We start from the raw sequence: 26478 nt of genomic DNA, 5'->3' as shown, positions 1-26478 counted from the left end.
CCCGTCGAGTTCGAGACCCTGTACAAGTCAGGCGACCTGATCAGCCTGGTCGCCTGACCCCAACAACGAGTCTCTACCGAACCCGGGGCGGTTCACGCTGGGCACAATCAGGCTTCGGCTCACTGAAGTCCCCGGGCGGGGGTATGGTGCCTGCCTGGGTGGTGGGTCGGGCTGCCTCGGTGGCGGTCGCGTGGTGGCGGCGGTGTCAGGTTCGGCTGGTGTGCAGGGTGTTGCGGCGAGGGGCGCGTGCGGGGTCGATGAACTCCGGTGGGATGAATTCCGGGTAGCCGTCGGCGGCGATCCGGACCTCCCAGTCGCTGGAGTGGATGAGCCGGTGGTGTCGTCCGCAGAGCAGCACGAGATTATCGATCTGCGTTTCCCCATGGTGTGCCCAAAAGACGATGTGGTGTGCGGTGCAGCGTTGGGGTGGTGCGTCGCATCCGGGGAAGGCGCAGCCGCCGTCGCGGATGGCGAGTGCGAGGCGTTGTGCTGGGGTGGCGAGGCGTTGGGTGCGGCCGACATCCAGCGGTGCACCTTTGGCGTTCAAGGTGACGGGGATGATTTTGCAGTCACAGGCGAGAATCCGGGCCTCGGTAGCGCTGATATCGCCGACAAGGTCGAGACAGGCGCGCCCGATCCCCGTCTTGAGTTCCTCGAGCCCGATGGTGACCACGACGTGCACGCTGTCCCCGGCTTGGGTGGGGATCTTGGGGTTGGTCATGCCGATACTGACGAACTCCGCGAACGCGTCGCCGAGGCGTTCCCATTGTGATCGGGTGTCGCGGCCTTCCTCTTCGGTGGCGGGGCGCGGTTTCGCGAGTGGGTCCAGGGTGGCTTTCAGGCGGGCGATGGTTTCGGCGTCGGTTGTGATTTTGATGCCGTGGGTGCCGTCGCGGTGGGTGATGAACCCAAGCTCATGCCGCGGCGCGGCCGGATCGGGATCTTTCGGTTCACGCCCGTCCGGGTCGAGCCGGTCCCGCAGATTCGCGGCGGCCTGGGTGATCTGGCGTGGCCCGGCGGTACGGGCGAGATCGACCAGGATCTGCTCCCCGGTTTCCCGTTCCTCGGCCGATACCCAGGCGGGTAGTGCGGCGAGTCCGGCGATGATCGGATCCAGCTGCGCCGCCCCCAGGTCACCGTCCAGCGCCGCGGCCGCGGCATAGGGTGCCAGTGCGGGGATCCGCGCGCCGCCGTCTTGGCGTGGGTTGAGTGCGCGGGCGCGATCGACGCGGGCTTTGGCTTCGCCGGGTTTGATCTGTACCCAGTCGACCAGTGCCTGCGACAACACCGCGTATCCGGTTACGTCCTTCACACCACGGGATTCGATCTCCGCCAGGATCTGGCCCTGCTCCGCCTCCAGACGGCGCTTCTCCCGTTCGCGCGCGACGTAGTTCATGAGCAGCGCGTCCTTCTCGCAGCGCCACCACTCGGGCGGTGCTGCGACGGAAGGGTATTCGGTGCTGACCATGACTCCATCTTATCTGCATCTAGAGTCCTATGCCACTGGACACGTAGAAAGTTTTTGACTTTCTCGGGGCAGCCCGACCCGCCGCCAGGGCGGGCATCAAGTCCAGCGTGGGTTTTCGGTGAGTCACAATGGATTGTGGGCAGCGTGCCCCGGTCCGTATGGATATTTCCGCGGCGACCCACCACGAAATCCGGCCCAGGCAGCGGAAATGTTCATACGGGACCGCCCTGGATCCAACCCAACGGAACCCAAACCCCACAGCAAGCACCACAGCCGAGAGCGACCTCCCACGCCAGCAGGAGAAAGTCCAGTCAAGCCTTGAATCCCGGGGATGGGTTTCGGAGCCCCTCATACTCCCCAGGCAGGCAAGTCCCGCCCGCTACTGAAAAATCCCAATGAGGTTTTCCCTGTAGGGGCTTTGGCGTTCGTAGTGGGTGAGGACGAGGGCTGCTTGGGTGATGTGGCCGATGCGGTGGAGCAGAGGGTGACGTGATGGAGGGCTTTTCAGCTTCGCCAGGCCCCGGATCGGGAAGGCCCGGTGGAAGGAAACCGGTGGTTTGGCCGTTGTAAGGCCTGACGCTGTTCGGCGACCTCATTCTGGCGACTCTGGCGCCCACGGTACCGCAACGGCTTGCCTGCCAGATCGCGGAACGCCGTGATCGCGCGCTACGAACGCCACCTCCGCCGGCCGACCGGCCGCCTCCGGATTCTCGGTCAGTACGCGTGCGGTTCGCCAGGCTCCGTACCGGATTTCCCAGCGCGGAAAGCCGGGGGCCGATACCGCCGCGTGGGTGTTCCGGCCGGAACACCCACGCGGGGTGGCGTCACTTACAGCGGGAGCCGCCGTCGATGGACGGGTACCAGGTCCAGGCGGGCGGCCCGGTCTTGGTCCAGGTGATCTTCGTGCACTTGTTCTCGCTCTTGGCTTTCTTCGAGGTGAGCACCAGGCTGCCCCACGCGATCCTGCAGGCGACGTTGCCGGGCGTCGGGACCACCTTGCAGAGCTTGCCCGCGGACCCGCCCTCGGCGATGAGTTTGGTGGTGCCCCTGGTGAACACGTAACTGCACATGAGCCAGCCGCAATCGAATTGGCTCGCCGCGATGGCGGCGGCCCCCTCCTCGGATCCGGTGCTGGCCGACGCCGTCGCCGGCGCGGTGACCGCGGCCGCGGCGACGGCGCCCGCGATGGCCACGCTCGTCAAGAAACGCCTCATTGGCTTTCCTCCCTGTTCGGCTTCTTTGCCGGTCGGAGGATGGACGCCACCGTGCCCAGATCCTGCCCAGACGGTGCCCAGCGGCCTACGTTGTGACGGAGTCCTTGACGTAACGCTCGATGGCGTACGCCCGGCTCGTCGCGTTCAGCTGCGTGAGGATCGCCGAAACGTGGTTGCGTACCGTTTTCGGCGACAGCCGCAGCCGGCGCGCGATGGCTGAGTCCGGGATTCCCAGTACGACGAGGTCGAACACCTCTCGTTGCCGGGTGGTGAGCTGGTGCGCCGTCGGTCGCCGGTCCCCGCAGAGAAGCGTGGTCACCCGGCAGGCGACATGCGCGTCGAAGAGCGCCTGGCCTGCCGCCAGCCCTCGGATCATCCGCCGCAGCTGCTCACCTGACGCGTTCTTGCGGAGATAGCCACGCGCGCCCGCGCGCATCGCGGTTACCAGGGAGCCGTCGTCGTCGAGCGTGGTGAACACCAGTATCGCTGTCGCTCCCGCGGTCTTCGCCAGCGCGAAAAGCCCGGCGGGCCCGCACATGCGCGGGTCGACGAGCAGCACGTCAGGCCGGTGACGGGTGAGCAGGCGCTCGGTGTCGGCAGTGGTGCCGGCCTCGGCGACCACCGTGATGTCCTCCGCGCCTGCCAGCAGGTCGCGAAGGTCGTCGCGGGTCCCCTCGTCATCGTCAGCCAGCACCACGGTCGCCCCCATATCCCGCCTCTTTTCTTGCGCAGCGTCCCCTGAACGCGGGAGATTGACATCGGTCGCTAAAGATCGGGTTAAAGGGGGGGGAGCGCCTTGAGGTTTCGCGTGCTCGGGCCGGTGGAGCTGGTCGACGCCGACGGCGAGCCACGTCATGCCGGCGGACCGAAGCCGCTCGCGGTGCTGGGTGTGCTTCTGGCGCACGCCGGCCACACGGTGTCCGCCGAGCACCTGATCGCCCAGGTCTGGGGCGACGAACCGCCCGCCACCGCGGGCACCGCACTGCACGTGCACATTTCGGCGCTGCGCAAGGTGGTCGGAGCGCAGCTGGTCACCGTCGGGAGCGGCTACCGGCTGAACGCCGAAACCGATGCCGACCAGTTCGTCGCCGCCGTCGACAGCGCCCGCGCGCAACTCGCCACGCATCCGGCGCGTGCGGTGACCGAATTCGCCGACGCGCTGGCGATGTGGCGAGGAGACCCGTACGGCGACGTCGGCTCCGGGGCCGACGTCGAAGCCGCGCGTGTCGCGCTGACCGAGTTGCGGCTCGCGGCCACGGAAGACCGGATCGAAGCGGAGCTCGCACTGGGCAGGCACCGGTCGGTGCTCGCCGAGCTGGCAGGCTTGGTCGTCGCGCACCCGCTGCGTGAACGGCTCGCGCGGCTGCGGCTGCTCGCGCTCTACCGCGACGGCAGGCACGCCGAAGCGCGCGACGCCTACCGCGAGCTGTGCGAACGTCTTGACGCCGAGCTGGGTGAAGAGCCCGCTGACGAGACCGCGGCATTGGCCAAGGCCGTCCGCCGCCGTGACCCGGCGCTCGATCCGCCGTCGGCCATCCCGGCGCCGCCCAGCCGGTTCGTCGGCCGCCGCCGGGAGCTGGACGAGCTCATCGCACGGCTGGGCGTCACCAGGCTGCTGACCATCACCGGCACCGGCGGAGCGGGCAAGACCCGGCTGGCGCTGGAACTCGCCGGCGACGCCGTGCCGGACCATCCCGACGGCGTGTACGTCGTGTGGCTGGCCGCCGAAACCGACGGCGGGGCGGTCGCCGACCGGATCGCCGCCGCGCTGGAGCTGCCGTCCGCTCAGCTGGTGAACCGGCTCAAACGCGGCCGTTGCCTGCTGGTGCTGGACAACTGCGAGCACCTTGTCGACGGCTGCGCCACGGTGGCCGGTGACCTGCTGAGCCACTGCGCCGGGCTGCGGATCATCGCCACCAGCCGGGAGCCGCTCGGCGTGCCGGGTGAACAGGTCTGGCCGCTCTGCGGGCTTTCCGTGCCGTCGGAAGACGACGACGCCGCGACGATCTCTCGGTCGGAGGCGGTACGGCTGCTGGCGGCACGCGGTGCGAGCGCGCGGCCGGGATTCACCGTGCGGCACCAGGAGCTGGCGATCGCGGGCAGGCTGTGCCGGGATCTGGACGGCCTGCCGCTCGCCATCGAGCTCGCGGCCGCGCAACTGCGTGCACTCTCGCTCGGCGAAGTGGTCGAGAACCTTGAAAAGCGGCTCGATCTGACCGACCACCGCGCCCGCACCACACCTGAACGGCATCGCAGCATGCGTGCCGCGATCGAGAGCAGCCACCGTCTGCTCACCGGCGACGAGCGGACCGCGTTCCGCAGGCTCGCCGTGTTCGCCGGTGGTTTCGAGGCGCCGGCGGCCGAACGTGTGGCCGATGTCCCGCAGGATGTCCTGCTCCGGCTGGCGGACCGCTCGCTGCTCACCGCCGTGCCAGGCGCCGACCGCACCCGCTACCACCTGCTGGAACTCGTCCGAGACTACGCCACGGACCGGCTCGCCGAGTCCGGCGAGACCGCCGACGCCCGGCGCAGGCACACGGACTGGTGCGTCGAACTGGCCGAAACCTCGGTCCCGTCCGGAAACGATCCCGCCGTGGTCCACCGGCTGCTGGCCGAGCTCGACAACCTCCGCGCGGCCGTGCACTGGTGCCTCGGCGATGGTGACGACGCGGGCGCGGTGGTCAGGATCGTCACCGCGCTCTGGTGGTTCTGCTGGCCGCAAGGTCTCGCCCCGGAGGCGTACGGCTGGCTGCGCCGGGCGATGGACGGCGGCACCGAGCTTCCGCCGGAGCTGCACGCACGGGCGATGCACGCCGAGACCGCGCTCGCGATGTCCACCGGCGATGTCCCGCGCGCGCTGGACCTGGCCGAGCGGACACTCGCCGCGTACCGGGAACTCGACGACGTCATGGGCACCATCGGCGCGCTGGCCGGACTCTGCTACGTCCTGCTCGAAACACGCGAATTCGCCCGCGTACTGGAACTCGCCGAGGAATGCCGTGCGATCGCGGTGGCGGCCGACGCCGAGCTGCTGCTGATCAGCGTGCTGAACCCGTGGGCGCAGGCGCTGGACGCGCTCGGCAGGCACGAGGAGGCGGTCGCGATGTTCCGCCAGGCGCTCGAAGGTTTCCGGGCCGCCGGTGAACGGGGCGGCGAGGCGTCGACGGTGAACAACCTCGCGGTAGCCCACCTCTCGCAAGGTGACTTGGGTCAGGCGCGCTCGCTCTTCATGGACAGCCTGGCGATGTTCCGCGATCTCGACCTGACACTCGGCGAGGTCGAGGTGCTCGAAGGCCTCGCGTCACTCGAACTCGCCGAGGACAACCCCGAAACCGCTTTGCGGATGCTGACGATCACGGCCCGCGCGCGCGAGCGGTTCGGTACGCCGTCCTTCGGCCCGGACCGGCAGGAGCGCCGCGAAAACACGCTGGCGGCCGCGCACGGGGCGCTCGGCGCGGCGGCCGACGCGGTCGTGTCGGCCGCGCGGAGCCAGCCACTCGCCACGCTGGTCGACGATCTGCTCAGCCAGGCCTCGCCGTGAGCACACCGCGGGTGGGCCCGGCCTGCTCGCACAAGCCCGAATGTGGCTTTCGTCAGATCGCATCTGACGAAAGCCACATTCGGGCTTTGTGTACTCAGTGGCAGGTACCCCACTGGGTGGTGATCGAAGGGTTGGCCGCGTCGCGGTAGTCGAGCACCGTGGTCGCGTCGCACTTCGGGTACTTGATCTCGATGTAGCCGTCGTGGCCGTTGCTGCGCAGGGTGGGTCCCTGCGCCAGCCCGGTGGCCGACCAGTGCGGCTGGGTGCCGCCGTCCACCGAGGTGACCTGCGCGGCGTACTTGTCGTCTTCTTTGCCGTAGTTGAAGACGAACGTGTGACCGTCCGGACTGCGGAAGGTGCCTGCCTGCGGGTTCGCGTTCAGCTGCAAGGTGTCCGTGCTGAACTTGCCGAAGTCCATTTTGGATGATTCCATCGCGTAGAACAGGCCGGTCTTGCCGAACTCCTGGGTTTTCGTGTCCACGATCTGCGTGGCGACGTACATGCCGAGCTTGCCGCACTTCTCGGTGTCCAGGTTGAGGATGTCCCAGTTGCCGTTCACCACGTGGTCGGCGCAGGTGTTCAGCACATCCGGCATCGCGAACCCGTACCCGCACGCGAAACCGCCGGACACGCAGATGTTGTAGCGGCTACGGTCGTCGGACCGGCCGCGGAACCGGATCAGGTCCTCGAACTTCACCTCGCCGTGGCCTGCGATGTTCTTCGTCGGCATGAGCGTGGTCGACTGTGCCGAGCCGACCAGTTTGTAGCTGCGGCGCACGTCGTAGCCGTAGCCGCTGTTCGTCCACACGCCACCGGCGGTGAGCAGGAACGAGGGGGAACTGGAGTAGATCTCCACGGCGGGGTCGGGATTGTCGGGTGAGTAGGACATCTTCGGCCGGTTGCCGTGGTAGAAGGTCTGCTGGTAGGGCTCCGATTTGTCCATCGCGCGCCAGATCGCCGCGCGGGGTGGCAGATACGAGCTGAACGTGGCGATGTTCGCCTCGCCGGTGAAGCTGTCCGGGATGAAGCCGCCGGTGTTCGGGGTGAACCCGGTCCACAGCAGGAACATCCCGGTCATCGGATCGGAATCGCCGCCGTAGTAGGTGTGGATCTCCTCGTCTTCGCGTTCCTTCTGCCGCCGGAACGGCCCCGCCCGCCGCAGGTCGTTGCTCGACAGGCCGAACTTCGTGGTGAGGTAGTCGAGCACGATCTGCGCGGCGACCCTGATCTTCTGGTCACGCGCGTAGTCGTAAAGGTTCATCAGCGCGTGTGCGGCCAGCCTGCTGTACGGCCTGGAGTTGTACTCCATGAAATCGTACTGCGCGAATTTCTGGATATGCGGGAGCAGATAGTCCCGCAGCCCGTTGGCCGCGTTGTCGTAGGTGTTGTTGTGGTTGACGTCCCACAGCAGCTGGTTCGACAGGTACTTGGACGTCTCGATCATGAGCCGGTGGTTCTCGGTCTCGGAAACGTCGAGATTGCACGCCTCGATATGCTCGTCGTCGGTCGAATGCGGACCGGTTTCGGAGAACAGGTAATTGCGGGCGTGTTGTTTGCTCAGGGGATACAGCAGATCCCCGTAGCGGTACATGACCACCATCAGTCCTTTGAGGAACATGTCGTAGTCGCCGTACCGATGCTCGCAGATGAACACGTCGTCGAACGTCGAGCCGGTCGGATAGGTCGTCGCCTGGCGGAGGAGCCGGTTGGCGAGTTCCACGCTCGACGCCTGCCCCGGGCAGCGGAAGTCCGTGCCCTGCCGCCGCACGGTCTCCAGATGCGCGGCGACGCCGGTGATCTCGCCCTCACCCGCTTTCCTCGACGAGATGTCCAGCGGATTCTGGCAGGCCTGGTGCTCGGCCGCGCGCGAGCGCCGCACATCCAGGTTGTCCAGCGCGCGTGCCGGGTCGGTCGCCGAGACGTCGCGGACGTCGGTGCCGCCCGTGTAGAAGACCTCGGTCGTCGCGGTCAGCGTCCAGCCCTGCTTGCAGTCGCCGTCACAGCCTTCGACGATGACCTCGACATGGCCGTTGGGCGCCCAGAACCGGGTGAACCCTTCGCGGCGCCTCTCCTTGTACGGATAGATATCGCGCTGCCAAGCCTCTTCGTGTTTGCCGTCGACGTTCCAGCGCACGATGAACTTGTCGTAGAAGAACGGATCGGTCGGTCCCCATTCGACGAACACCTGGTTGTTGATCGAATAGACCGCGACCACCATGTTGGTGCCCTGCCTGGGCGAGAACACGAGCGAACCGTGCTGGAAGTACTGCCGCCTGCCGAGCGGCTCGCCGACCTGCGGCGAGGTCGGGCAGCCGAGTTTCCCGGCGCCGGCGCCCAGCTCACGCCACCGCTGCCCGATCAGGCCGTCCACCGCTGGGCCCGTGCAGTCCGAGGGCTGGGCGGACAAGTCCGGCACGGTGAGCGCCACCGGGAAGGTGTACCCGTCGCGGCAGGTCGGCTGAGGCTGGCCGTTCTGCGGGTTGGGCACGCCGTCGCAGCCGAGCACCTGGAACTCGTAGCGGCCGGGCCCCCTGGTCAGCGGCATGCTGAAGGTGCCGTGGTCCGCTGGTGCGGGCGCGGCGGCTTCGACCCTGGTCAGGCCGTTGTGCTTCCAGCCGATCATGAAGAAGCTGTAGGTGTGGCCCTCGGTGGAGCCCCAGTCGATGACCGCCTCGTTGCGTTCGAGGTAAGCCGAGACGACCATTTTCGCGCCCTGGCTCGGCGAATAGACGATCTCGCCGTGCTCGTACGGCTGACGGCGGGCGTTGCTGTTCGGCACCGCCTCTTCAGGAGCGGTCGGGCAACCGAGCGGGCCGCCGCCCGCGTTGAGCCCCTGCCATCGGTCGCCGATCAGGCCACCGGCCTGCACCCCGCAGGGCACCACGTCGGCGGCTTGCGGTGCGGCCGCCGCGGCGGGCCCGGCCTGGGCCGGGTTCACCAGACCGGCCAGTATCAGCGGCACCGCGAGCAGTGCGCGCGTCCTGCCACGCTTGGTCATCGGATCCGCCATTTCTGCGAGGGCTTGTCGGTGCAGTCGCTCACGCCGATGCGGGCACCGGTCGCCGCCGAGCCGCCGAGTATTTCGAGGCATTTGCCGTTGGATTCGTTGCGCAGTCGGTTTTCGGGGTCGGCTGACCAGCGCTGGCTGGGCAGCCCGTTGCATTCCCACACCACCGCCTCGGCGCCGTTCTGCGCGCTGGAGCCGAGAATGTCCAGGCACAGGCTCGACCACACCAGGTACATCTCGCGGTTCGGCCCGCGCCACCATTTCGAGGTGTTCCACCCGTCGCAGGCGGCCGCGACCACCGGGGTGCCGTTGGGGGCGGCTTCACGCCGCACCTGGAAACAGAGGTCGTTCAGATCGGACCGGTAGTGGTCGAGCGGATAGGCCCACCACCATCTCTTGGCCGGCGCGGCGTCGCAGTCCCACACGCTCACCTTGGCGCCGACGTTGTAGGCGCCGCCGGTGACCTGCAGGCATTTGCCGTTGAGCCTGCTGCGTACCTGCCTGTTCTCGAGGTACCAGTGCTGCGACACCGAGCCGTCACAGGCCGCGGCGACCACGGGCGCGCCGTTGCGCTGATCCGCGCCCGCGATGGTCAGGCAGGTCTGCAGCGCCAGGTTGTGGATCAGTTCGTCTTTGCTCTGCCACTTCTGCGGGCCGGTGCCGTCGCAGTTCTCGGTGGCGGGCGCGCCACGGTTGAGGCCGAGGCACTTGTTGTTGAGCGCGGTCCGGAAGTCGCCGTGGATATCCGGTTCGGCGTGTGCGGTCGTCGCCAGCAGGGTGCCGGCCAGCAGCACAAGGCAGGCTGTGACAGCCAGCAGTGCGCGCCCCGGTATCCGCGTGACGGCGTCGAGTCGTCCGCTGATCAAGGTTCCATCCCGTCATCGGTGAAAATGGCCACGCACAGAATGACGATCTCGGCCGGTCGAGGTCGCGCCTCAACGGGCGGAATCAGGGGCAGCGATCGGCTGCCCGCAGGGGCAGCGCATGTGTGAGACCGCGCGCGCCGGGTATCCGGCACCATGGCCGAGCACACCGGGGAGACCCGGAACGAGAAGCTGTCCCGCAACGTGAGCGAGTTGCTGCAGGAGCTGCGCGTGGCCCAGGCCGGGGTGCAGATCTTGTTCGGGTTCCTGCTGTCCGTCGTGTTCACCGACCGGTTCCACGACGCGTCCGGCTTCGAAAAGGCGCTCCATCTCTCGGCGGTGCTGCTGGCCGTCGCGTCGACGGCGTTGCTCACGGCCCCGGCGGCATGGCATCGCCTGCTGTTCCGGGACGGTATGCGCGAGCGGATACTGACGGTGGGCAACCGGTTGGTGCTCGCCGGGCTGGTCTGTCTCGCGCTGGCGATCACGGTGACGGTGGCGTTGATCGCGAAGGTGGTCTATGGCGTCATCGCGCTGGTCATCGCGGCGATAGTGTGTTCGATCCTCTTCGGACTGTTCTGGTTCATCATGCCGCTGCGACGGCCGGGGGAGTGAAGGTGCTCAGCCGGTCACCTGGAAGCGACCCGTTGCCCGAGCCGGTGCGACAACGACAAGGCGTTGCGGGGCGCCGCGCCGCGCATGGTGTTGTCGAAGTAGACGTAGGCGTCGCCGTGCCAGCCGCGGATCTTGCGTGCCCAGTCGTCCAGCAGCTGCTCGGGATAGTCGCTCGCGTACAGCTCCTCGTGGCCATGCAGCCGCGCATAGGCGAAGTCGGCGGTCTGCTCGTCGAAACAGGGGAACCGGCCCGCCGTGTCCGCGACGACCGAGGCGACGCCGTACTTCCGCAGCAGCGCGAAGAACGCGGGGTCACGGAAGCTGGAATGCCTTGGCTCGACGGCGTTGCGGTGCGGCCAGAGTGCGAGCGTCGAGAGGAACGTTTCGACCAGACCGGCATCGAAGGCCAGCGATGGTGGCAGCTGCCACAGGATCGGGCCGAGTTCGCGCCGAGCTCAAGCGGTCCTGAGTCGAAGAACGCGCGCACCGCGGATTCCGGGTCGGCGAGCCGCTTGCGGTGCGTGACGAGCATCGGCCCCTTCACCGCGAAGACGAAGTCGTCCGGAGTGCGCGCGAACCACGAGCGGTAGTCGGACGGGCGCCGCAGCGCGTAGAAGGTGCCGTTGAGTTCGACGGAGTTCAGCTGGCCGGACAGGAATTCGAGTTGCCGTTTCTGGGCAAGGCCTTTCGGATAGAAGTCGCCCCGCCACTCGGGGTATGCCCAGCCGGAGGTCCCGATCCTGATCACCGGCGCAACGCCTTCACCGCCACCGCGCCCGCCAGCGCCGTCAGTGCGAGCAGGCCGTGATGGCGTGAGGCCCAGAACTGCGAGCTGCGCGGGTGCGCGGAGTCGTCGAAAGCGCCGTGTGCGCCGAAGTCACGGTCCTCGTCGGCCGGCCGCCACAGGTTGGCTTTGGCGTCCGAGGGCACTCGATCGTCCTGCTGGGACTTGAACCCGGTACGCGCGAGGTAGTGGTCGAGCAGGCCTGGGGCGAACTTGTCACCGAGCATGGTCGCGACGGTCGAGCCACCGACCCAGTATTCACGGCGTCGCGGATGCGCTGCGGCGTAAAGGATCGCGCGTGCGGCGAGTTCCGGCTGGTACACCGGCGCGACCGGGCGCGCGGGCTTGCGCAGCCGGGAGAGCAGCCAGTCGAACTGCGGGGTGTTGAGGCCGGGCAGCTGCACCATCGTCACGTTCACGCCGCTGTTGTCGTGCAGGAGCTCACAGCGCAGCGATTCGGTGAAGCCCTGTACCGCGTGCTTCGCGGCGCAATAGGACGCCTGCAAGGGAATTCCCCGGTACGCCAGCGCGGATCCCACCTGCACGATCGTCCCGCGCTCGCGTGGGCGCATGCGTGCCAGCGCGGACTGGGTGCCGTGCACGACGCCGAGATAGGAGACCTCGGTGACGCGCCGGAACTCCTTCGCCTCGACCTCCGACACCGGCGCGAACACGGAGCTGAACGCGCCGTTGACCCACACGTCGATGGGGCCGAGCTTCTCCTCGGTTCGCGTCGCCGCCGCTTCGACCTGGTCGGCGTCCGCCACGTCCGCGGGCAGTGCCAAAGCGGTGCCTCCTGCGGCTTCGACTTCCCCGGCTGCGGCTTCGAGGCCTTTCTCCCCGCGCGCGATCAGTGCGATCTTCGCGCCGCGTTCGGCGAAGGCGCGTGCGGTCGCGCGGCCGACGCCGCCACTCGCTCCGGTGATCACCACGACTTGGCTCATGGCGCGTGGGTAGCCGGGGGAGCGGGTGCGGAAACATCCGAGGATTGATCACCTCATGATCGGGGCACTCACCGGGCATGACGCGAAAGGCTCAAGACGCCGTCGCGGGCTTCGACTCGGCGACGGCCATGGTCCGCGCGCTCGCGATGGCGTTGCGCGGCAAGCGGTTCACCGCGCTGGGGCAGTCCAAGGCCGCCGAACTGCCACTGCGGCTTTCACGCTGGTTACCGGAGCGCGTGCGGACCCAGCTGTACCGGGTGGCGGGCGCGAAGGAAGGCTCCGCGCCGGGTGAACTCGGTGAACTCGACCTCGGTGAGGTCGCGGACTGGCTGGCGGGCCACTACACCGGCGACGAGCGGTACCCGGGTGTGCTGATCGGCTCGTCCAACGGCGCCGCGATCCATCTCGGCGCGGCCGCGGGTGTGCCGTGGCTGCCCAACACGGTGCTCGTGCCGGTGAAATGGCCGGACAACGACCCCGATCACCCGCGCGCCGCGTTGGATTTCGGCCGCGAGACGGCGCTCCCGTTGCTGCACAACAACCCTGATGTCGCGCTGCACCACATGCATGACGGCAACCAGGACCGGCTGATGATCGCCGCGATGAGCTACTTCCGGCTCAAGTGGCTCGAACTTCCACGGGCGTACCAGCGTTTCCTGACCGAGCGACTGGCTCCCGGCGCGCCGATCATGCTGCTGGACTGCACGTTGCGCTGGCCGGTCACCCGCGTCGCCGAGCGGCACTACTTCCAGACCGGCGCGTACGGCGGCCTGCAACCCCAGGAATACCTGCAAGGCAGCCCCGCGGTGGAGCGGTTCCTCGCGGAACAGGGTTCGCCGCTGCGCGCCTTCGACGCCCCGGAAGCCGATGCCACCGCGCCGGAGGCGGAATGGGGTCTTTCGCCCGAATTCGGGGCGGCGGTGGAGAACTGGGCGGCCGAGCACGGCCACCCCGTGCACCGGATCACCTTCGAGGACCCGCAGGACCTCTCCGGCCCGGTCGCGGATCTGCACCGCGAGTGGCTCGCCGCCCAAGGCGTGCGCACGAACCGGCTGCTCGTCGAGTCGTTCATCCTGCTCGACCCCCTCGGCGCCACGCGGGCCGGGCTCGTCCCGTACTGGACGCCGTTCGCCGTCCGGCCCGCCCGCGACCGGCTGGCCGAGTACCTGCGCGACCGCGAGTTCACCGATCTCGAGGTGCTGCTCTTCCCTCATGGCGTGCGTTCGGCGGGCATCGCCGAGCCTGAGGACTGGCTCGCGCTGGCGGACAACGTGCGGTTCCCTGCCACGGATCGGAAGCGGTACCCGGCCGACTTCCGCGCGCTGGCCGCGTACGGCTCGGCCATCCGGAAGCTGGGTGACCAGGACATCACGGTGACGACCACGCTCGATGCCGCGTTCGAGGGGCTGAAGGTGTGAAGCCCGCCGTCTACCTGGCCGAACCCGAGGAGGTCAGGCATCCGGCGGTGGTGCTCGTGCAAGGCCTCGCCGTCTCGAAGTACCTGCGGCCGGCCGCGCACGCGCTCGCCGCCTGCGAGCTGCTCGACCTGCCGGGATTCGGCGCGTCCGACAACCCGCCGTCCCCGCTGGACGTGCACGGCTTCGCGGCCGTGGTGGCCGACTACCTGCGCGATCGTGACGACGACGTGGTGCTGGCCGGGCATTCCTCCGGCACCCAGGTCGCCGCACTCGCCGCCACCGACCCCGATCTGCCGGTCTCGCGGGTCGTACTCGGCAGCCCGACGGTCGACCCTGCCTACCGTGGCCTTGGCCGGATGCTCACGCGGTGGCTCAAGGACGGCAGGCACGAGCCGTCCGCGATGGCCAAGGTGCAGGCGGGCGAGTGGCTGCGCGCCGGCCCGCGGCGGATCATCGCGCTGCTGCGGTCGATGCCGAAGCACCACCTGGAGGACACGAAGATCCCGAGGCCGGTCACCGTGGTCCGCGGCGCTCGAGATCCGTTGTGCACCGACGAATGGTCGGCGAAGCTCGGCAAGCTGATCACCTTGCCGGGCCTGCCGCACGCGTTCCCTTACCAAGCCCCGGCGGCCTTCGCCTCCGTCATCCTCGACTAGCGCGCTCACCAGGCCCAGGTGTGAGACCGGCGGCACCGGGGTAACAGACGACTACGAGAGAAGCTGACTGAACCAGGAGGAGATGCCCCATGTCCCACCAGGTCGACGAGGAACTGTGGACGGAGTTCCACCGGGTGGTCAACATGACCTCGCGAGAACTCGGCGACTGGCTGCGGACGCGTTCGGCGGACGAGCACGCCGAGGCGCTGCCGGACCAGGCGGGCAGCGAGACCGGCCAGCACGTCCATCAGATACTCGGCAAGCGCAAGGTGGACGTCACCGAGGATGACGAGCGGATCATGCGCAAGGTCGTCGACAAGGTGCATGCCGAACGTCGCGACGACCTCGAACCGGTGGCGGGCCAGGCGAACTGGCGCCATCGCCTGATGACGCTCGGCCACGATCCGCTGAAACCGGCGGAATGAGCGACGCGGGCGAGTTCGTACCTGACACGACGGCGTTGCCGAAGCTCCGCGCCTCGGCGGCCGCGTGCCGCGGATGCGGGCTCTATCGTGACGCCACCCGCACCGTTTTCGGCGCCGGCCCGAAATCCGCCAGGATAATGCTGGTCGGGGAGCAGCCCGGTGACTCCGAAGACCTCGCAGGCGAGCCGTTCGTCGGCCCGGCCGGGCGGCTGCTCGACAAGGCGCTCGCCGACAGCGGCGTGGATCGGGCACGGGTGTACGTCACCAACGCGGTCAAGCACTTCAAGTTCACCCGCGATGAACGTGGGAAGCGCCGGATCCACCAGAAGCCGTCGCGTACCGAGGTGGTCTCCTGTCGTCCTTGGCTCACCGCGGAATTGGCCGCGGTTCAGCCGGAGCTGGTGGTCCTGCTCGGCGCGACCGCGGCGCAATCCCTGCTGGGCACGGGTTTCAAAGTCACTCAGCGGCGTGGGGAGGTCGTGGAGCTGCCCGGCGATTTCACCGGAGCGCACGCGGTCGCGACCGTGCATCCCTCGGCGATACTGCGGGCGCCGGACCGCGAGAAGGCGTACGCGGACTTCGTCGATGATCTGCGGACGGCCGTGCGCGTGCTGAAAGACTGAGCGATTCCGGTCGCGTGGTTTGGCGCTCGGAGTACCGGGTACAGGAAGTCCCATGGTCAGTGTCGGATACTTCCTGTCGTCCGAGGAGTTCGGGCCGCGAGAGCTGGTGCGCCAGGCCAAGATGGCCGAGGAGGCCGGGTTCGAGCGGCTGTGGATCTCGGATCACTTCCACCCGTGGCTCGACGAGCAGGGCCAGAGCCCGTTCGTGTGGTCGGTGATCGGCGCGCTCAGCGAGGCGACGTCGTTGCCGATCACGACGGCCGTCACCTGCCCGCTGATCCGCATCCACCCGGCGATCATCGCGCAGGCCGCGGCGACCGCGGCCGTGCAGTGCGAGGGGCGGTTCGTGCTGGGGCTCGGCACGGGTGAGGCGCTCAACGAGCACGTGACCGGGCAGCCATGGCCACCGCCACAACTGCGCCTGGACATGCTCGCAGAGGCGGTCCAGGTCATCCGGGAACTGCACGGCGGGAAGCAGATCAGTCACCGCGGCGAGTACTACGAGGTCGAAAACGCGCGCATCTACACCCTGCCGGACCAGCCCGTCCCGATCTACCTGTCCGGTTTCGGGCCTGACGCGACGAAACTGGCCGCCGAGATCGCGGACGGATTCTGCACGGTCGGCCCGGAGGCGGAACTCGTGCGGAAGTACCGCGACGCCGGCGGCAAGGGCCAGGTGCAGGGCGGCATGAAGGTCTGCTGGGCGGACTCCGAGGCAGAGGGCGCGAAGACCGCCCATCGACTGTGGCGCAACGAACTCCTGCCCGGGTTGCTGCCGTCGACCCTGCCGACGCCGAACGACTACGCGGCCGCGTCCGAACTGGTCACCGAAGAGATGGTGCGTGACCACTTCGCCTGCGGCCCCGATCCCGACCGGCACCTGAGCCAGGTGCGCCAGTTCGCCGACGCCGGGTTCGACGAGGTCTACGTCCAGCAGATCGGGCCGGACCAGGACGAGTTCTTCGCGGGCTGGCAGTCAGCCGTGTTGCCGAAGCTGTGACGAGTCAAGGAGAAAACGCGCATGTCGACCGACGCGATCGTGTTGCTGAAGGATGATCACAAGACCGTGGAAAGACTGTTCAAGGAGTTCGAGAAGGCGGGCGAGAAAGCGTACGTGACCAAGCGGAAGCTCGTCGATTCGATCATCGAAGAGCTCACGGTGCACGCCTATCTCGAGGAAGAGATCTTCTACCCGGCGGCGCGCGCGGCGGCGCCGGACACCAAGGACCACGTTCTCGAAAGCGTCGAGGAGCACCACGTCGTGGTGTGGATGCTGAGCGAACTGGCCGGAATGGACCCCGAGGACGAGCGCTTCGACGCCAAGGTCACCGTCCTCACCGAGAACGTCCGGCACCACGTCGAGGAGGAAGAGGACGACTGGTTCCCCGAGGTACGCAAAGCGATGGGGCGCAAGCAGTTGCAGGAACTCGGGCAGCGCATGCTCGACGCGAAGCCCTCGGCGCCGCGTGATCCGCTGAAGCTGCCCAGCGCCACCGCCTGACGTCGCGCGCCTTCCTGCGTCGCACCCCATGTCCGATAGGTTGGTCAAACCCGCTGCTCGGTGGGTGCCCGCAGGGGTGGTTGAACGTTGTGAACGGGGCGTTCGCAACGCTGAGCGACACATACGCCCCGTTCGTTCCGTCCACGCCGCCCCGCAAAGCGGGCAAATGCGACATTGCGGGACGAAATTCGGCCTCTTGGGTCCTTTGTGGACGTTAGATGGTTGCGGCCGGGCCACCGACGACGGCCCGGCCGACTCGCTCTCGTGCCGATTGACAACGCAGGCCAAGCCTTAACTGCCGAGCATTGCAGATATACGGGTGAAGGGAGGCCCTCACTCCACGGCTTGGGTGAGGGAGGCCCTCATGACCGGTCATGGGGTCTTGCGGGGTAGCACGCAGAACTCATTGCCCTCGGGGTCGGAGAGCACGACGAACTGTTCGGCAGGGTCGTCTTCGAGCACATGCGCGCCGAGCGTCGTCAACCGGGCGATCTCGTCGTATTGGTCCAGTTCGGCGGGCGCGATGTCGAGGTGCACCCGGTTCTTGACCTTCTTGCCTTCGCCGACCGGCTGGAACAGCAGCGGCATCTCGCCGTCGTGGTGGATTTCCACGTAGGTCAGCCCGTGGCCGTCTCGCCACCGTCGCAGGTCGGGGTACGCGAGCGCCTGCTGCCAGAACGAGGCCAGCGCCTCCGCGTCGTGGCAATCGATCGTGATGGCGATGATTCGGGTTCGCACGGTCAATCCTCCTGTCGTCACTGGACGGTTACCCGTTCGCGCGACGCCCAACCGCTTCGACGGGGTACGGACGAGGTCACGCGGCGTTTCCGTCTCCGCGTGAGCGGGTATGTGGGAACCGTGCTCATCGTGATCACGATCGGCGAGCAGGCGGGGAGACCGGGATGAGCGATGAAGTCGCCGACGCGGTGGTGATCGGCGCCGGGCACAACGGCCTGGTGGCCGCGAACCTGCTCGCCGACGCGGGCTGGTCGGTGCTGGTGCTGGAAGCCGCCGAGCAACCGGGCGGTGCGGTACGGACCGCCGAGGTCACCGCGCCCGGTTTCCGTACCGATCTGTGCAGTTCATTCTTCCCGCTCGCCGCTGTGTCGCCGGTGATCAGCGGATTGGAACTCGAAGAGCACGGCCTGCGCTGGCGGCACGCGCCGGACGTGCTCGCCCAGGTGCTGCCCGACGACCGGTGCGCCGTGCTTTCGCGTGATCTCGACCGCACCGCGGCGTCCGCCGACGAGTTCGCACCCGGTGACGGCGCGGCATGGCGACGGCTTTTCGCGCAGTGGCGCGAAATCCGCGATCCGCTGCTGGACGCGTTGTTCACGCCGTTCCCGCCGGTCCGCCCCGCTCTGCGACTGCTGCGGCGCACCGGTACCGCCGACGCGCTGCGCTTGGCCCGGATGCTGACGCTGCCTGCCCGGCGCTTCGCCGAGGAGCTCTTCACCGGCGAAGGCGCCCGCCTGTTGCTGGTGGGCAACGCGGCGCACAGCGACCTCTCCGTTGACAACGCCGGCAGTGCGGTCTTCGGCTGGCTGCTCGCCATGGTCGGGCAGGAAGCCGGGTTCCCCGTGCCGGAGGGCGGCGCGGGAGAGCTGACCGCGGCGCTTGTGCGCAGGCTGGAATCCCGCGGCGGCGAAGTCCATTGTGGACGTACGGTGAACCGGGTGCTGGTCGCGGGCGGGCGGGCCGTGGGAGTCCGTGACGGCGACGGTGATCCGGTGCGGGCTCGCAAGGCGGTTCTCGCCGACCTGCCCGCGCCGACGCTGTACCGCGAGATGGTCGCGCCGGAGTGGCTGCCGTCGCGGCTGCTCGACGATCTCGGCCGGTTCCAGTGGGACAGCGCCACGGTGAAGGTCGACTGGGCGCTGTCCGGCCCGATTCCGTGGACGGCCGAGGCCGCGCGTGGTGCCGGCACGGTCCACCTCGGTACCGATCTCGACGGCCTGTCGGCGTTCGGCGGCGACCTCGCTCGCGGCCGGACCCCGCGCCACCCGTTCCTGCTGCTCGGGCAGATGACCACCAGCGACCCGCGGCGGTCACCACGAGGCACCGAGGCGGCATGGGCGTACACCCACGTGCCGCGCGGCACCGTGGGGAACAGGGCGGCGTTGGAACGGCGGGTCAAGCGGATCGAGGAGACCGTCGAGGTGAACGCGCCCGGCTTCGCCGATCTGATCGTCAGCCGGTACGTGCAGGGCCCTGCCGAATTCGCCGGGCACAACCCGAGCCTGGTCGGCGGCGCGATCAACGGCGGGACGACGGCGATCCACCAGCAGCTGTTCTTCCGCCCGTCACCGGGGACCGGGCGTGCCGACACGCCGGTCGACCGCTTGTTCCTCGCAGGCGCGTCCGCGCATCCCGGTGGCGCGGTGCACGGCGGTCCCGGCGCGAACGCGGCCAAAGCGGCGCTCGCCAGGGCAGGGCGGCTCGGCACCGGGTACGCCGCGCTGATCCGGGCGGCGCACCGAGCGGTCTACGACGGCTGAATTCCTCGCTTGGTGCCTGCGTGCAGTCCCTCCGCCATCGCGGCCAGCCTGGCCAGCGATTCGAGATTGCGCGGGCCCAGCACAAGCGCCTGGATCGCCGTGGGAAGCAGCTTCCCGGGTCCGCGCACCACGTACTCGACCATGGTGATGAGGGTGCGCCCGCCGTCCCGCGGATCGAGGGTGATCCTGACCTCCGCGGCGCCGAGCGGGAGCGCCCGCGCCTCCAGCGAGATCGAAACGTCCTGCTCGACCGTCGTCACTCTGGTGACGTCTTGGAGCAGCAGCGGCCACGACCCGACGCTGTGGTGGATACGGGAACCGGCCGACGGCCATCCTGGGTCGACGCTGCGGATGTGCGACGCGCCGACCACCCAGCCCGCGTAGGACCACCCGTCGGCGAGCACCGCGAAGACGGCTTCCGGCGGTGCTTCGGCCACCCGGCTGACTTCGGTCATGGCATTCTCCAGTTCTTGTCGAACACGAGGAGTCCAAGGCGGATCCGGTCGCGGTGCCTACCGGTTACCCACCGTGTGCCGAACCCAATCCACGGCAGATGCCGTAGCCGCGTTGATCCTTTTGCGCCATCGCGAAGCCGTTGGCAATACGGGGGTTTCCGCCGTCGACGCCGAGGGTAGGTGTGGTCCCATGGTGAACAGACGACTGGACATCTTCGTGATCGGGCTCGACGACGAGAACAAGACGGTGCTCGAACGGCTACCGGACGCGGCGCGGTACCGGTCCACCGGTTGCTCGGCGTCGAGGAGATCCAGCACGGCGAGATTCCGATCGTCGACCTGATGGAGAAGGCGAAAGCCCAGCTCGATGCTTTCGACGGGGAGATAAGCGGGATCGTCAGCTACTGGGACTTCCCGGCGTCGACTATGGCGGCACTGCTGCGTGAGCGCTATGGCTTGCCCGGTGTTTCACTGGAAGCCGTGGTGAAATGCGAGCACAAGTACTGGAGCAGGCTGGAGCAGCGGAAGGTGATCGACGACCTGCCGAAGTTCGGCATCGTCGATCTCGACGACGCGACGCCGAGGCTACCCGGCGACATGAGCTATCCGGTGTGGCTCAAGCCGGTGAAGTCGTTCTCGTCCGAACTCGCTTTCAAGGCCGAGGACGACGAGACGTTCGCCAAGGCGGCCAAGGAGATCAGCGAAGGCATCGGCCGGGTCGGCAAGCCGTTCGAGTACTTCCTGGACCAGCTCGACCTGCCCGCGGAGATCGCCGAGATCGGCGGTGAAGCCTGCCTCGCGGAGGAAGCGCTGACCGGTGTGCAGGCCGCGACCGAGGGCTACGCCTACCGCGGCGAGGTCACCGTCTACGGCGCACTGGACTCTGTGGACTATCCGGGCTCCCCGTGTTTCCTGCGCCACCAGTATCCCTCACAGCTGCCCGCTGACGCGGTCCACCAGATGAAGGAACAGTCCGAAAAGGTCATGCGCCAGATCGGCTTTGACAACGGCACATTCAGTGTGGAGTTCTTCTACCATACCGAGTCTGGGCAGGTGCGGCTGCTGGAGATCAACACCCGGCATTCCCAGTCGCACGCGAAGCTGTTCGAGTACGTCGACGGGATCGCCAACCACGACCATATGGTGAAGCTGGGACTGGGCCAGGATCCCGCCGTGCCGCGGGGACGCGGCGACTACGGGATCGCGGGCAAGTGGTTCATCCGGCACTTCAGCGACGGCGTGCTCAAGAGCGGCCCGACGGACGAAGAGATCGGAAAGCTGGAGAACGAGCTCGGTGGCGTCGAAGTGAACGTCGTGCCGGCGCCCGGGCAACGGCTTTCGGACTTGCCAGGCCAAGACAGCTACAGCTTCGAGCTCGCGGAGATCTTCATCGCGGCCGCGACGGAAGAAGAGATGGTCCGCAAGTACGAGCGGTGCGTGGACGCGCTGCGGTTCCACTTCGAGGAGGAGTAAGGGTTTATGCGCACGGTGACCTCGTTGCCGTATCAGCTCACCGAGGAAGAGCACGTCTGGATCCCACTGCCGGACGGGCTCCGGCTGGCGGCCAGGATCTGGCGGCCGGTGTGTTCGGACGACCAGCCGGTCCCGGCGATCCTGGAGTATCTCCCTTACCGTAAAAGGGATCTGACCGCCGTGCGGGACTCGATCCACCACCCGTACCTCGCCGGGCACGGCTACGCTTGCGTGCGTGTCGACATGCGCGGTTCGGGGGAGTCCGATGGCGTGCTGGAAGACGAGTACCTCGAACAAGAGCAGCTGGACGCCGAGGAGGTGCTGGACTGGATCGCGAACCGGCCTTGGTGCGACGGCAACACCGGGATGATGGGCCTGTCGTGGGGCGGGTTCACCTCGTTGCAGGTGGCCGCGCGTAAGCCACCGAGCCTGCGCGCGATCGTCATCTCGTCGTTCACCGACGACCGGTACGCCGACGACATGCACTACATGGGCGGCTGCCTGCTCTCGGACAACGTGGCCGAGGCGTCGACGATGTTCGCCTACAGCACGTTGCCGCCCGATCCCGCGCTGGTGGGGGACCGCTGGCGGGACCTGTGGCTGGAGCGGCTGGAAAACTGCGGTCTCTGGGCCGAGAACTGGTTGAGTCACCAGCGGCGCGACGACTACTGGCGGCACGCTTCGGTGTGCGAGAACTACAGCGACGTGCAGGTACCGGTGCTGGCGTCGAGCGGCTGGGCCGATGGCTACTCCAACGCGGTCGCGCGCGTGCTCGCCCACCTCGACGTGCCGCGCAAGGGCCTGATCGGGCCGTGGTCGCACAAGTATCCGCATCTCGGTGCGCCAGGCCCGGCGATCGGCTACCTCCAGGAGGTCGTGCGCTGGTGGGACCACTGGCTCAAGGGCGAGGAGAACGGGGTGATGGACGGCCCCATGCTGCGGACCTGGATGCAGGAAAGCGTTCCGCCGTCCACCGCGTACGAGGACCGGCCAGGCCGGTGGGTCGGCGAGCCGTCTTGGCCGTCGCCGCGGGTGAAACCGTCCGAGCATCACCTCGCGAGGCACCGGATCGCCCGTCCGGGTGAGACGGTCGCGGAAGAGACGCTTTCGGTGTCCTCTCCGTTGTCGGTCGGGCAGTTCGCCGGGAAGTGGGCCTCCTACAGCGCTCCGCCGGACTTGCCCTATGACCAGCGGGAAGAGGATGGCGGGTCGCTGGTGTTCGACACCGATGTGCTCACCGAACGGTGCGAGATACTCGGCTCGCCGGTCGTGAAGCTGACGGTGTCCTCGGACAAGCCCGTCGCCATGATCGCGGCGCGACTGTCCGATGTGGCGCCGGACGGACGTGCCACGCGGGTGACCTACGGGCTGCTCAATCTCACGCACCGCGACGGCCACGAGGACCCGTCGCCGCTGGAGCCGGGGGAGCGGTACGAGGTCACCGTCCAGCTCAACGCCGTCGCGCAGGCTTTCCCCGCAGGGCACCGGATCCGGCTGTCCCTGTCGACCTCCTACTGGCCGCTGGCCTGGCCGTCGCCGGAGCCGGTGATGCTGACCGTCCACACCGGACCGTCCACAGTGACACTCCCGGTGCGCCCGGTCGCCGAGTCCGACGAGGTTTCGGCCCGGCCGTTCGGTGAACCCGAGGGCGCCGAACCGTTACGCACCACCCAGCTCACGCCGGGCGAGCAGCGGTGGACGGTGTCGCGCGACCTGATCGACTATCACTCGATGCTGGAGATCGTGAAGGACGCCGGAGTGCTCCACTTCGACGACATCGACCTCGATGTCACCAGGCGAGTGGTCGAGCGGTACCGGTCGCTGGCCGAGGACTTCTGCTCGCCGGTCGCGGAAACCGCGTGGAGCATGACCTTCGCCCGCGGCGAGTGGTCGTGCCGTACCGAGACGCGGACGGTCGTGTCCTGCACGCCCACCGAGTTCGTGATCGACGCCCGGCTCGACGGGTACGAAGGAGCCCGCCGCTCGTTTTCCCGCAACTGGCACCGGACCATCCCGCGCGATCACGTCTGAGTGTCACGGCCGGAGATCGAGCGCAGCAGCTCGGCGAGCCCGTTCGGCGCACGTCCGTCCAACCGGGAACTCGTGGTCACGAGCGCCTTGTCGTCGTAGGCGAGCCGGTACCCGGCGCCGCCGAGCCGCCGCCAGAGATCGTGGTCCTCGCCGGTGGCCAGCGGACGGAACCCGCCGACGGACAGGTACGCGTCCGCGCGGACGCCGAGGTTGGCGCCGTAGACGTTGCCGTGGCCGTCCGGCAGCCGCGCGCCGTCGAGCACCGCCCGGTAGCGCAGCCGCGCGAGCGGACCGAGCGACCCGGACAGCTCGGCGACACCGGCGGTCGCGTGCGTCCCGGCGTTCGCGCGGTCGAGATGCCGCCGGATCCAGCCGGGTGAGACGGTCGTGTCGGCGTCGGTGTTGAGCAGCAGCACGGTCGACGGCCGGTGCGCCGACAACGCGCGCCGGACCCGCTGGATGCCGAGATCCCGGACCTCGCCGATGGACAGCGGACCCCGGTTGGTCACGACCATCCCGTCCGAGTTGGCGCGGACCAGCCGCTCGGTGGTGTCGTGACAGCGGTCGGCGACCACGCACACCGCGGTCTCCAGCCCGACCGGCAGGTCCCGCAGCGCGCGGCCGAGCGCGCGCAGGCATTCACCGATCCGGGCGGCCTCGTCGCGGGCAGGGATCACGATGCCGACGGCTTGGATCATCGGCGCCTCAGCACGTGGAGCACGAAGGCCTCGTCGAGATGCTCGACGATCATGGCGAGTTCCGGATGGGCGAGCAGGCGTTCGTGCGCGGCGCGCCCGTCTCGCGGGGCCTCCGGTGGCCACTGCCGCCAGTGGACGGCGACGAGATCGCCGCCGGAGCGCAGGCTGAGCGCGGCCTGCTCGATGGTCGCGGTGAGATCGTCATCGCTGAGGTAGTACAGGATCTCGCTCAAGACGATCAGATCCACCGGCCCATCCGGCAGATCGGCGGGCAGCGCTCCGATGTGGACATCCACTGTGGACAGATCGGCGACGGCCGCCCGCGTCCGCTCGACGGCGGAATCGACCGGGTCGAAGGCGAGCAGGTGGTCGCAGCGCGGCGCCAGCTCCCTGGTGAGCGCGCCGAGCCCGCACGCCGGTTCGACCGCCGACGAGTAGCGCTGCTGGGGGAGCGCGGCGAGGGTCACCGCGCGCTTGCGGCGCTCGTACCAGCTCGACGAAACGCGCCACGGGTCGCCGTTGTCGCGATACAGCTCGGCGAACCGGCTGACCGGTGCCGATCGCTCTTGAGGTTCGCGCAACAGGATCTCGGTGTCACGCTCGAAGTGGGCGAGCACCTCGGGCGGCAGGATCGGATCCTCTCCGTGCGGGCCGGGTTTCAGCTGCGAGGTGAACGCGCCGACGCCGGCGCGCTTGCGGTCCCGTTCGTCTTCGCTGAGTGCGAAGGCGAACGCCCGTGACCACTGGATCGCCGGATCGTCCGGGCTCAGCCAGTGCCACAGCCAGATCGGGTAGGACCAGCGGTGGGCGGTGACCGGGGCGGCGGCGAGTGCGGCCCGCCCGGCGACCTGGTGATCGGGATGCGGATCTTCGGGCCACGGCGCCAGCACGAGGTCCGCGCCGGCGGTCAGCTCGCCGAGCGCGGTGGTGAGTTCCTCCGCGTGCCCGGCCAGCCGTGAGTCGGGCAGGCCGAGCCACACGGGTTCGATATCGGCGACGCGCTGGGTACGCAGGGAGTCGTGGAGTTCGCGGCGGCGGACCTTGCCCAGCTCACGACGCCCGGCCGCGTCGGCGTCCGGGAAGGCGGCCTCCCCGTCGGTCGCGATGACCAGGGTGATCTCGGTGCCCTGGGCGTGCAGCCGCTGCAGGAGCCCGCTCACGCCGAGCGTCTCGTCGTCGGGATGGGCGGCCACCACGCAGGCACGCCGGAACCGCTCGAGCGGAAAGGGATCGAGGCCACGCAGTACCGGTGGCCAGAGGGATTCCGGGTTGCTCATCGGCCGCCCTCCTCGAGCACGCGGGCGCCCAAGGTGGCCAGCGCCCGTTCCGCGTGGTGCTGGCGGACGTAGACGAGCAGGTCGGCGAGTTGCTGGGCGAACCGGTGGTCGCGGCACATCGGTGTCGGCCCGGTGATCCTCGGCGCGCGGTCGAGCACTTCCCGTGCCGTGCGTTCGACGGCGGCCCGGCAGGTGTCGGTGACCAGGCGCCCGGCCCCTCGGTCGACCGCGGCCGCACCCTCGGCGAGCACCGCCTCGGCCTCCCGCAGCGCGGTGTGGAGCGCGCCGAAGTGCGCGAGCTGGTGCTCATCGGGATCACGTTCGCGCAGGTAGGTCGCTATGTGGTCGGTGATCGCGGCACAGCCGCCCAGCCACACGGCTGCCACGCCGGCGCCACCGTGCGCGAAGCCGGGCCGCGAGACGTAGAAGCCAGGCTCGCCGATGACCGTGGCACTGGCGTTCTCGAAGAGGACATCGCCGCTGTCCGAGGCGTCCATCCCGATCGCCTGCCAGGTGTCGGGCATCCGGTGCACACCGGGATCGGCGAGATCGACCTCGACCAGCAGATCTCCGGCCGCGACCAGCGCGCGGTCCAGCAGGTGCGCACCGGAACAGAAGCGGACTGTGCCCGAGAGCCGGTTGCCGCTCAGCACCGCGCCGGTGCCTTCGGACTTGGCCGCCCACACGCCGTACAACGCGCCTTCGGTGGCGGAAACGCCCGCCTCGGCCAGTATCGCGACCGCGTCGGCATGGCCTTCGGCCAGCCGTCCGAGCACGAGGTCCCGGCGCCCCAGCTCGGCCAGCGCGGACCAGCGGCCGAGCGTGTCGCCGCGGGCGGGCAGCGGAAGATCGAGGCCGGTGGCACGCAGTTCGTTGCCGACGGACACGGTAGTCCGCGGAAGGGGCAACGGCTTGGGAGGTGAGGACACCAAGATCATCGTGGTCCCTTTCGATCACTCGTATGCGAGCCGGGTACCCCATTTGGCG

The 26478-nt window shown here is 68.6% G+C and carries 21 protein-coding genes and 2 pseudogenes; 11 read left to right on the top strand and 12 right to left on the bottom strand.

Going from position 1 to position 26478, the window contains the following annotated elements; genetic code table 11:
• Nucleotides 1-205: 205 nt before the first annotated feature.
• From ACFV15_RS11110 to ACFV15_RS11100, 3 genes are all read right to left on the bottom strand, one after another.
• Nucleotides 206-1468 (bottom strand): DUF222 domain-containing protein, encoded by a 1263-nt coding sequence (locus tag ACFV15_RS11110; protein ID WP_378350057.1) that lies wholly within the window; start codon nt 1466-1468, stop codon nt 206-208.
• A gap of 824 nt (nt 1469-2292) precedes the next feature.
• Entirely contained in the window at nt 2293-2682 is a 390-nt protein-coding gene (locus ACFV15_RS11105; protein ID WP_378350056.1) for a hypothetical protein, read from the bottom strand.
• Nucleotides 2683-2767: 85 nt separating this feature from the next.
• A complete protein-coding gene (locus ACFV15_RS11100; RefSeq protein ID WP_378350055.1) occupies nt 2768-3391 on the bottom strand; it encodes a response regulator in 624 nt (207 codons plus the stop codon).
• A gap of 87 nt (nt 3392-3478) precedes the next feature.
• Here ACFV15_RS11100 and ACFV15_RS11095 point away from each other — a divergent pair, with 87 nt between their 5' ends.
• Nucleotides 3479-6223: a BTAD domain-containing putative transcriptional regulator gene (locus ACFV15_RS11095; RefSeq protein WP_378350054.1), complete on the top strand. Its 2745-nt coding sequence runs from the start codon at nt 3479-3481 to the stop codon at nt 6221-6223.
• A gap of 94 nt (nt 6224-6317) precedes the next feature.
• Here ACFV15_RS11095 and ACFV15_RS11090 read toward each other — a convergent pair whose 3' ends face one another.
• Both ACFV15_RS11090 and ACFV15_RS11085 read right to left on the bottom strand, forming a co-directional pair.
• Complete coding sequence (locus ACFV15_RS11090; RefSeq protein ID WP_378350053.1) at nt 6318-9221, bottom strand: LGFP repeat-containing protein; 2904 nt, start codon at nt 9219-9221, stop codon at nt 6318-6320.
• Nucleotides 9218-10096 carry an RICIN domain-containing protein gene (locus ACFV15_RS11085; RefSeq protein ID WP_378350052.1) on the bottom strand — a complete coding sequence of 293 codons (879 nt, stop codon included), beginning with the start codon at nt 10094-10096 and terminating at the stop codon, nt 9218-9220. Before ACFV15_RS11085 ends, ACFV15_RS11090 begins: the two co-directional genes overlap by 4 nt.
• Before the next feature lie 153 nt (nt 10097-10249).
• On the opposite strand from ACFV15_RS11085, the gene ACFV15_RS11080 reads away from it, so the two are divergent.
• The gene (locus ACFV15_RS11080; protein ID WP_378350051.1) at nt 10250-10708 is read left to right on the top strand and encodes a DUF6328 family protein; all 459 of its coding nucleotides are present in this window, start codon (nt 10250-10252) and stop codon (nt 10706-10708) included.
• A 14-nt stretch (nt 10709-10722) separates the two neighbouring features.
• On the opposite strand, the pseudogene ACFV15_RS11075 reads toward ACFV15_RS11080, so the two are convergent.
• A pseudogene (locus ACFV15_RS11075) lies at nt 10723-11456 on the bottom strand (DUF72 domain-containing protein).
• A complete protein-coding gene (locus tag ACFV15_RS11070; protein ID WP_378350050.1) occupies nt 11453-12436 on the bottom strand; it encodes an SDR family oxidoreductase in 984 nt (327 codons plus the stop codon). Before ACFV15_RS11070 ends, ACFV15_RS11075 begins: the two are co-directional and overlap by 4 nt.
• 77 nt (nt 12437-12513) lie before the next feature.
• Between ACFV15_RS11070 and ACFV15_RS11065 the strand changes: the two genes are divergently transcribed.
• From ACFV15_RS11065 to ACFV15_RS11040, 6 genes are all read left to right on the top strand, one after another.
• Nucleotides 12514-13854 (top strand): hypothetical protein, encoded by a 1341-nt coding sequence (locus tag ACFV15_RS11065; protein WP_378350049.1) that lies wholly within the window; start codon nt 12514-12516, stop codon nt 13852-13854.
• On the top strand, nt 13851-14510 hold the full coding sequence (locus tag ACFV15_RS11060; RefSeq protein WP_378350048.1) for an alpha/beta fold hydrolase: 660 nt from the start codon (nt 13851-13853) through the stop codon (nt 14508-14510). Before ACFV15_RS11065 ends, ACFV15_RS11060 begins: the two co-directional genes overlap by 4 nt.
• An 89-nt stretch (nt 14511-14599) precedes the next feature.
• On the top strand, nt 14600-14935 hold the full coding sequence (locus tag ACFV15_RS11055) for a DUF3140 domain-containing protein (protein ID WP_378350047.1): 336 nt from the start codon (nt 14600-14602) through the stop codon (nt 14933-14935).
• Nucleotides 14932-15558, top strand: a complete 627-nt coding sequence (locus ACFV15_RS11050) for a UdgX family uracil-DNA binding protein (RefSeq protein ID WP_378350046.1) — start codon at nt 14932-14934, stop codon at nt 15556-15558. The genes ACFV15_RS11055 and ACFV15_RS11050 overlap by 4 nt, the downstream gene beginning before the upstream one ends.
• 52 nt (nt 15559-15610) lie before the next feature.
• The gene (locus ACFV15_RS11045; RefSeq protein WP_378350045.1) at nt 15611-16558 is read left to right on the top strand and encodes a TIGR03557 family F420-dependent LLM class oxidoreductase; all 948 of its coding nucleotides are present in this window, start codon (nt 15611-15613) and stop codon (nt 16556-16558) included.
• Between the two features lie 21 nt (nt 16559-16579).
• A complete protein-coding gene (locus ACFV15_RS11040) occupies nt 16580-17059 on the top strand; it encodes a hemerythrin domain-containing protein (RefSeq protein ID WP_378350044.1) in 480 nt (159 codons plus the stop codon).
• Nucleotides 17060-17431: 372 nt separating this feature from the next.
• Here the strand turns inward: ACFV15_RS11040 and ACFV15_RS11035 are convergent, their stop codons facing one another.
• The gene (locus ACFV15_RS11035) at nt 17432-17797 is read right to left on the bottom strand and encodes a VOC family protein (protein WP_378350043.1); all 366 of its coding nucleotides are present in this window, start codon (nt 17795-17797) and stop codon (nt 17432-17434) included.
• 164 nt (nt 17798-17961) lie between these two features.
• On the opposite strand from ACFV15_RS11035, the gene ACFV15_RS11030 reads away from it, so the two are divergent.
• The gene (locus ACFV15_RS11030) at nt 17962-19557 is read left to right on the top strand and encodes a phytoene desaturase family protein (protein ID WP_378350042.1); all 1596 of its coding nucleotides are present in this window, start codon (nt 17962-17964) and stop codon (nt 19555-19557) included.
• On the opposite strand, the gene ACFV15_RS11025 is transcribed toward ACFV15_RS11030, so the two are convergent.
• Nucleotides 19545-20012: an SRPBCC family protein gene (locus ACFV15_RS11025; protein ID WP_378350041.1), complete on the bottom strand. Its 468-nt coding sequence runs from the start codon at nt 20010-20012 to the stop codon at nt 19545-19547. The genes ACFV15_RS11030 and ACFV15_RS11025 overlap by 13 nt on opposite strands.
• 190 nt (nt 20013-20202) lie before the next feature.
• Here ACFV15_RS11025 and ACFV15_RS11020 point away from each other — a divergent pair.
• Together ACFV15_RS11020 and ACFV15_RS11015 are read left to right on the top strand one after the other, a co-directional pair.
• Nucleotides 20203-21485 (top strand): annotated as a pseudogene (locus ACFV15_RS11020) (acetyl-CoA carboxylase biotin carboxylase subunit family protein).
• A 6-nt stretch (nt 21486-21491) separates the two neighbouring features.
• Nucleotides 21492-23516, top strand: coding sequence for a CocE/NonD family hydrolase (locus tag ACFV15_RS11015; protein ID WP_378350040.1), 2025 nt, complete (start codon nt 21492-21494; stop codon nt 23514-23516).
• Here the strand turns inward: ACFV15_RS11015 and ACFV15_RS11010 are convergent.
• The 3 genes from ACFV15_RS11010 to ACFV15_RS11000 are packed head-to-tail and all read right to left on the bottom strand — an operon-like array spanning nt 23507 to nt 26378.
• Complete coding sequence (locus ACFV15_RS11010; protein ID WP_378350039.1) at nt 23507-24214, bottom strand: glycosyltransferase; 708 nt, start codon at nt 24212-24214, stop codon at nt 23507-23509. The genes ACFV15_RS11015 and ACFV15_RS11010 overlap by 10 nt on opposite strands.
• Nucleotides 24211-25491: a PIG-L family deacetylase gene (locus tag ACFV15_RS11005; RefSeq protein WP_378350038.1), complete on the bottom strand. Its 1281-nt coding sequence runs from the start codon at nt 25489-25491 to the stop codon at nt 24211-24213. The genes ACFV15_RS11010 and ACFV15_RS11005 overlap by 4 nt, the downstream gene beginning before the upstream one ends.
• Nucleotides 25488-26378, bottom strand: coding sequence for an acyl-CoA dehydrogenase family protein (locus ACFV15_RS11000; RefSeq protein WP_378350037.1), 891 nt, complete (start codon nt 26376-26378; stop codon nt 25488-25490). Before ACFV15_RS11000 ends, ACFV15_RS11005 begins: the two co-directional genes overlap by 4 nt.
• Nucleotides 26379-26478 lie beyond the last annotated feature (100 nt).

This window comes from Amycolatopsis sp. NPDC059657 (genome assembly GCF_042734395.1).
Lineage (GTDB): Bacteria > Actinomycetota > Actinomycetes > Mycobacteriales > Pseudonocardiaceae > Amycolatopsis.
This window is presented reverse-complemented; position numbering and strand designations above follow the sequence as displayed.

What these genes read in the sequence shown, in the direction of transcription:
- ACFV15_RS11025 (WP_378350041.1), bottom strand. Translation starts at nt 20,012, where the DNA reads ATGACCGAAGTCAGCCGGGTGGCCGAAGCACCGCCGGAAGCCGTCTTC.
- ACFV15_RS11040 (WP_378350044.1), top strand. Translation starts at nt 16,580, where the DNA reads ATGTCGACCGACGCGATCGTGTTGCTGAAGGATGATCACAAGACCGTG.
- ACFV15_RS11080 (WP_378350051.1), top strand. Translation starts at nt 10,250, where the DNA reads ATGGCCGAGCACACCGGGGAGACCCGGAACGAGAAGCTGTCCCGCAAC.
- ACFV15_RS11005 (WP_378350038.1), bottom strand. Translation starts at nt 25,491, where the DNA reads ATGAGCAACCCGGAATCCCTCTGGCCACCGGTACTGCGTGGCCTCGAT.
- ACFV15_RS11105 (WP_378350056.1), bottom strand. Translation starts at nt 2,682, where the DNA reads ATGAGGCGTTTCTTGACGAGCGTGGCCATCGCGGGCGCCGTCGCCGCG.
- ACFV15_RS11110 (WP_378350057.1), bottom strand. Translation starts at nt 1,468, where the DNA reads ATGGTCAGCACCGAATACCCTTCCGTCGCAGCACCGCCCGAGTGGTGG.
- ACFV15_RS11050 (WP_378350046.1), top strand. Translation starts at nt 14,932, where the DNA reads ATGAGCGACGCGGGCGAGTTCGTACCTGACACGACGGCGTTGCCGAAG.
- ACFV15_RS11055 (WP_378350047.1), top strand. Translation starts at nt 14,600, where the DNA reads ATGTCCCACCAGGTCGACGAGGAACTGTGGACGGAGTTCCACCGGGTG.
- ACFV15_RS11090 (WP_378350053.1), bottom strand. Translation starts at nt 9,221, where the DNA reads ATGACCAAGCGTGGCAGGACGCGCGCACTGCTCGCGGTGCCGCTGATA.
- ACFV15_RS11010 (WP_378350039.1), bottom strand. Translation starts at nt 24,214, where the DNA reads ATGATCCAAGCCGTCGGCATCGTGATCCCTGCCCGCGACGAGGCCGCC.
- ACFV15_RS11015 (WP_378350040.1), top strand. Translation starts at nt 21,492, where the DNA reads ATGCGCACGGTGACCTCGTTGCCGTATCAGCTCACCGAGGAAGAGCAC.
- ACFV15_RS11065 (WP_378350049.1), top strand. Translation starts at nt 12,514, where the DNA reads ATGACGCGAAAGGCTCAAGACGCCGTCGCGGGCTTCGACTCGGCGACG.
- ACFV15_RS11070 (WP_378350050.1), bottom strand. Translation starts at nt 12,436, where the DNA reads ATGAGCCAAGTCGTGGTGATCACCGGAGCGAGTGGCGGCGTCGGCCGC.
- ACFV15_RS11030 (WP_378350042.1), top strand. Translation starts at nt 17,962, where the DNA reads ATGAGCGATGAAGTCGCCGACGCGGTGGTGATCGGCGCCGGGCACAAC.
- ACFV15_RS11100 (WP_378350055.1), bottom strand. Translation starts at nt 3,391, where the DNA reads ATGGGGGCGACCGTGGTGCTGGCTGACGATGACGAGGGGACCCGCGAC.
- ACFV15_RS11045 (WP_378350045.1), top strand. Translation starts at nt 15,611, where the DNA reads ATGGTCAGTGTCGGATACTTCCTGTCGTCCGAGGAGTTCGGGCCGCGA.